Here is a 6125-nt window from a genome sequence, read left to right as displayed (position 1 = left end):
ATGTTACTAACACATGAAATTTACTCAAAAGAATTTGATCAACCCAAAGAAGGCAAAAAAGAAAAACGCAAGTATATTCCCCAACAGTCACACCCGTGGAAACTTGCATCTTTCGAAAAGTATCTCAAAAGAATCGGTAAGACGCTTCTGGAATATCAAGCTGAAAATTCAGCATAAATCATAACTCAATCATATCAAAAATGGACTCTAAAAGCAAATTTTGCTTTAGCAAAATGTAACTCATGTTTAGACTTTTTTTGGGACATTTTCAATTTCGCTTGACAGTGATTTGTGATTCTATTCTTCTTCATTTTCTAACTGAATGATCCAATCAATCATTTCAAAAAACACGTTCTCAAACTTTTGGAATAAACAAATTTCCTAGTGTCGCAGCCATAACAGCTTTTATTGTATGCAAACGATTCTCAGCCTCTTGAAAAACGACAGATTTAACCGATTTAAAAATTTCGTCTGTTACCTCAAGTTCTGTCAAATCGTATTTCTCATGAATTTCTGCCATTGTCCTGGTATTTAAGTCATGAAATGCCGGTAAACAGTGCATAAAAATACAATTTTCGTTTTCTGTTTTGGCAAAAAGTGCCGCATTGACTTGATAAGGCAAAAGTTTTTGAACTCGCTCATCATATTTGTCCTCTTCCCCCATACTGACCCAAACATCTGTGTAAATGACATCAGCCCCTTTAACAGCGCTAGTATCATCAGTAATTGTGAGTACAGCACCTGTTAATGTTGCTTTTTCATGCGCAATTTTCTGAATCTCAAGCTCAGGTTGCAAATCATTTGGCGCAATAATTGTGACATTAACACCTAAAATCGCCGAAGTCACTAACAAAGAATTTGCCATGTTATTTCTTCCGTCACCAATATAAACGAGATTTTTCCCCACATAATCGCCAAAAACTTCCTTGATTGTCATGAAATCTGCTAACATTTGTGTCGGATGCCACGTGTCAGTCAGACCATTCCAAACTGGCACACCCGCATTTTGCGCTAAACTTTCGACATCATTCTGCTTAAAACCGCGAAATTGAATCCCATCAAACATTGCCCCCAAAACTTTTGCGGTATCAGCTGTTGACTCTTTTTTGCCGAACTGAACATCATTTTGTCCGAGAAATTCAGGCTGTGCGCCAAGGTCGTTTGCTGCAACCGTAAAAGCAGCACGCGTCCGAGTTGACGTTTTTTCAAATAACAAAGCGATATTTTTCCCAGCCAAATATTGATGAGAAATCTTTGCTTGCTTTAATTTTTTCAGATGAATCGCAAAATCAATCAGATAAACTAACTCATCTTTTGTGAAATCAATTTCTTTTAAAAAACTTTTACCTTGAAACATAGTCAAATACGCTTATCCTTTTCTAAAGTGATAAACTTATTTTAATGTATAATTATTCGTTTGTCAAGTTTTTATACAATGAAAGCAACAGATTGATAAGGTTGCAATTCATTTGCCATAAATTTAGAATAAGTGTTAATCAAAATCTCACCATTAACAAATTCAGGCAATAACTCAAATTGACTCACTTGATTTGAAAAATTATTGACAACCAACATTTTTTGCCCTGAAAATTCACGGATAAAGCCATAAATGCAATCTGATTCTTGATAAGCTGCCTTATAAGTTCCCTCAGAAATGAGTTTTTCCGACTTCCTAAGCGCGATCAACTTCTGGTAAAAAGTAAAAATTTCGCCATTTTTCTCATGCGCCACATTAATCTCAGCATGATTGCCAGTCATAAGCCACGGCCTACCTGTTGAAAAGCCAGCATTTACCGAATCATCCCACTGCATAGGTGTGCGCGAATTATCACGCGACTTGGTTTGAATGATCGCAAAGGCTTCCTCGGGCGACTTGCCACTAGCCATCAGCATTTGATAGGCATTGCGCGACTCAACATCCACGTACTCCTGCATGCTCGTGAAATCAGGATCAATCATGCCAATTTCCTCGCCCATATAAACATAAGGCGTTCCACGACTAAGATGAATGCTCGCAGCCAACATCATCGCACCTTTGATACGAAAATTTTTATGGTCAATAAACCGATTGATGGCACGTGGCTGGTCGTGATTGTTCCAAAACAGCGCATTCCACCCATTCCCCTCACTCATTTTCTCACCCCAAGTGTGAAAAAGTTGTTTCAACTCGGCAAAATCAAAAGGCATTTTCGTCCATTTTTGACCATCAACATAATCAACTTTGAGATGATGAAAATTGAACGTCATAGACAGCTCATTCCGATCGGGACGACTGTATAAAATACAATTCTCAATCGTTGTTGAGCTCATCTCGCCCACCGTAATCGCCTCTTCATCCTTGCCAAAACTCGCCGCATTTAGCATCTGAAGATAATCGTGGGTCAATGGCTTATCGGTATATTCAGCTTTCCCCTCATTAACAGGATTATTTTGCAAAATAGCCTCCTTGCCAATTAAGTTAATTACATCAAAACGAAAACCAGCAACACCCTTATCGCGCCAAAAATTAACCACCTTGAACATTTCATTACGGACAGCCACATTTCGCCAGTTAAGATCAGCCTGAGTCACGTCAAACAAGTGAAGATAATATTTTCCCGTATCGCCAAATGGTGCCCACGCATTACCACCAAACTTAGAGAGCCAATCTGTCGGCTCATCACGCAAAATGAAAAAATCTTGATAATAAGTATCGCCAGAAATTGCTTTTTGAAACCAGTCATGTTCAATCGAAACATGGTTGAGCACCATATCCAGCATAACCTCAATACCACGCTTTTTTCCCTGAGCAATCAGCGCCTCGAAATCAGCCATCGTCCCAAAATCAGGATTTATCGCCACGTAATCTGAAATATCATAACCATTATCCCGCTGAGGACTAGGATAAATCGGATTGAGCCAAATCATGTCAATGCCAAGCTCAGCCAAATAATCAAGCTTTTTGATGATCCCACAAATATCGCCAACACCACTGCCAGTCGTGTCTAAAAAAGACTTGGGATAAATTTGATAAATTACTTTATTTTTGAATGTCATCTTTTTTCCTAAAATACCAAAAAGGGCATTAGCCCTCTACGGTTCTCCATTAAATTTTAGTTGCTGTCAAAATAGTAGCACCTGAGCTAATCTGACGTGGCAAATTCCCCACAATATCAGGTTGAAAAATAGCTTGATTGGTCACAATGACAGGCGTTTCAACGCTAAAACCTTCTTGCTTGATAAAATCAATATCAAACGTTATCATTTTCTGACCAAGACTCACACGATCGCCTTGTTTGACAAAACTTTCAAAGCCTTTGCCATCAAGTTTGACCGTATCCATGCCAATGTGCATGAGCAATTCAGCACCAGTATCTGAAATCAATCCGATAGCATGTTTAGTTGGAAAAAGTGCTGAAACTGTTCCATCAAATGGTGCTACTAACACACCTTCAGACGGTTCAATCATAACCCCTTGTCCCATGAGTCCTTCGCCAAAAACAGGATCTTTCGCTGTTGACAAAGCACAAACCTGACCATTTAAAGGACTAGCAACCTTAACCGTCGTTCCTGTCGCAATCTTCGTTTTAGCCGCTTCTTGCGCGCCCTCCAAAATAGCCGTATCCATTGTAAAATCAGCACCTTGCGCTGCGGCATCTACCTTGTCAATTTTATTGAAAATGCCCGCTTGACGGAAAAAGAAAGTCAGGATAATCGGTACGACAACCGCAATCAACATCGGAATCACAAACTTCGCCATATCCGTACCACGAATAGCGAGAATACCTGGCAAACCACCAACACCAATAGAATTGGCACGAATACCCATAATCGTTGATACCATGCCAGCCACACCTGACCCAATCATCGCCGCAACAAACGGATAAACATATTTCAAGTTAATCCCAAACATAGCGGGTTCAGTTACACCCAACCAAGCCGAAATCGTTGATGGTACTGAAATTTCTGCCTCTTTTTTATTCTTTTTATGCAGTAAATAAATAGCAAATACAGCTGCACCTTGCGCAATGTTTGACAAGTCAATCAAAGGCCAGAGATTAGTCGAACCATAGTCTGCAATCAATTGTGAATCAATAGCAAGTGTTGTATGATGTAAACCTGTGATAACCAATGGCGCATAAAGCACACCAAAAACAGCACCAAACAACCACGCAAATGAAGACGTCAGACCGCCATTAACAACAAAAGAAATTCCTTGCCCAATTTTCCAACCAATTGGGCCAATAATAGCATGGGCTGCAATAATCGTTGGTAAAAGTGCAAAGAGTGGCACAAAAATCATCGAAACAGCTTCTGGGATATACTTGCGGAAGAATTTCTCCAGATAAGCAAGGAGAAAACCAGCTGCCATGGCAGGAATCACTTGCGCTTGATAACCGATTTTATCCATGGTAAAGAAACCGAAATCCCAAGACCAATTTTTCGCAATCTCAGCTGCTGATGTGCCATTTACAGCATAAGCATTGAGAAGCTGTGGCGAAACAAGCGTAATCCCAAGAACAATCCCAAGAATTTGGGTCGTTCCCATTTTCCGTGTGACAGACCAAGCAATCCCAACAGGTAAAAAGTGGAAAATTGCTTCACCTGGAAGCCAGAGAAATGAATTGACACCATTCCAAAATGGTGAATTTTCAACAATCGTTGAACCACCAAACTGTACACCCTCAAGAATATTCCGAAAACCAAGAATCAGACCGCCAACAATAATCGCTGGCAAAAGCGGCGTAAAAATTTCCGATAACGTCCCAACCAACCGCTGAATTACATTTTGATTAGACTTAGCAGCTGATTTAGCTGCCTCTTTTGAGACACCCTCAATACCACTAATCGCTGAAAACTCATTGTAGAAAGTCGCAACATCATTTCCAATAATAACTTGAAACTGCCCAGCATTAGTGAACATGCCTTTAGTTGTTGGAATTTTCTCAATTCTCGCCTTATCGGCTTTTGCATCATCAACAAGAACGAACCGCATCCGTGTCGCACAATGCGTAACCGCATTGATGTTTTCTTTGCCGCCAATCGCCTCAAGCAACTCGCGCGCATCTTTTTCAAATTTTCCCATTTGTAGGAACCTCCATAAAAATAGCATAATAAAACGTTTACAAAGCGATAACTCCGTAACTTGTACGTACAAGTTATCCTATAAGTTCATTTTAGCATAATAAAAAATATTTGCAAGCGGTTTCTTTAAATATTTTAAGAAAATATAGCTTAGTTACTTTAAAAAACTTCGGTTTCTTTTCACAAACAAAAACACATCATCAATCAACTGCAAAACTTTTAAGTCAATAACGAAATTATAACTTTAATTATTCACTCTATTTTGTTTTTTAAGAAAATAAGATATAATTAAAACTAAGAAAGGAACATTGAAATGAGAAGTACAGATATTAATAATTTTCTAAAAGAATATATAGCTGAACCTACTAGTGGTTCACTATTAATTGACGGCGAGTGGGGAATAGGCAAAACTTATTTTATTAATGATTTTGTCAAAGAATTTGAAAAAGAACAAAACAATTTCAAAATAATCAAGATTTCATTATTTGGCATTACCTCTATTGAGGAACTCTCAAATAAAATTAACACTAGTCTACTTACAAAAATAGGAAAAGTAGTGGATACGGGAAAAAATTTATTAGGTGAACTCTTTGAATCAAAACTAGGCATAGACATATCAATTATTGACTTTGGAAGTTTGTTGAGTGCCACAAACAAAGATAAAAACAAAACTTATAAATGTATCCTAATTTTCGATGACTTAGAAAGATGTTCGATTGATATTAAGGAAATTTTAGGTTACATCAATAACTTGAATGAAAACTATGAGCAAAAAGTGGTCGTCATTGCCAATGTTGCTGAATTAAAAGACAGAGAAGCTAATTTCAGAACATACAAAGAAAAAGTATTCTCGTTCATCTTCAATTTTGAACCTGATTTTGAAAATAGCGCGCTTAATATTTTAAAGACTAAATTTTCTGGATTTTCTGTTTTACAAGGTCATCAGGATGATATTGTTGCCACTTTCCAATCAAAAAAACACACAAATTTGAGAACGGTAATCAATCTAAGCAATAAAATTAATAGACTTGTTCCCAAACCGTACAAAAAATGTTAAACTG

Annotated in this window: 4 protein-coding genes and 1 pseudogene; 2 read left to right on the top strand and 3 right to left on the bottom strand. The window is 37.9% G+C overall.

Annotated features, from left to right (window positions below; genetic code table 11):
* Positions 1–177 (top strand): annotated as a pseudogene (locus Hs30E_RS11645) (ISNCY family transposase); the annotation flags it as partial.
* Positions 178–355: 178 nt separating this feature from the next.
* Here Hs30E_RS11645 and argF read toward each other — a convergent pair.
* The 3 genes from argF to treP form a co-directional block, all read right to left on the bottom strand.
* Positions 356–1357, bottom strand: a complete 1002-nt coding sequence (gene argF / locus Hs30E_RS05590) for an ornithine carbamoyltransferase (protein WP_172208666.1) — start codon at positions 1355–1357, stop codon at positions 356–358.
* A gap of 71 nt (positions 1358–1428) precedes the next feature.
* Complete coding sequence (gene treC, locus Hs30E_RS05585) at positions 1429–3036, bottom strand: alpha,alpha-phosphotrehalase (protein ID WP_172208661.1); 1608 nt, start codon at positions 3034–3036, stop codon at positions 1429–1431.
* Between the two features lie 49 nt (positions 3037–3085).
* Positions 3086–5065, bottom strand: a complete 1980-nt coding sequence (gene treP, locus Hs30E_RS05580; RefSeq protein ID WP_172208660.1) for a PTS system trehalose-specific EIIBC component — start codon at positions 5063–5065, stop codon at positions 3086–3088.
* Between the two features lie 312 nt (positions 5066–5377).
* On the opposite strand from treP, the gene Hs30E_RS05575 reads away from it, so the two are divergent.
* Positions 5378–6121: a P-loop NTPase fold protein gene (locus Hs30E_RS05575; RefSeq protein ID WP_172208659.1), complete on the top strand. Its 744-nt coding sequence runs from the start codon at positions 5378–5380 to the stop codon at positions 6119–6121.
* Positions 6122–6125: the final 4 nt, after the last annotated feature.

This window comes from Pseudolactococcus hodotermopsidis, from assembly GCF_011170085.1.
Classification (GTDB): domain Bacteria; phylum Bacillota; class Bacilli; order Lactobacillales; family Streptococcaceae; genus Pseudolactococcus; species Pseudolactococcus hodotermopsidis.
Note: the sequence above shows the minus strand (reverse complement) of the source record. Positions and strands in the feature narration are given on the sequence as shown.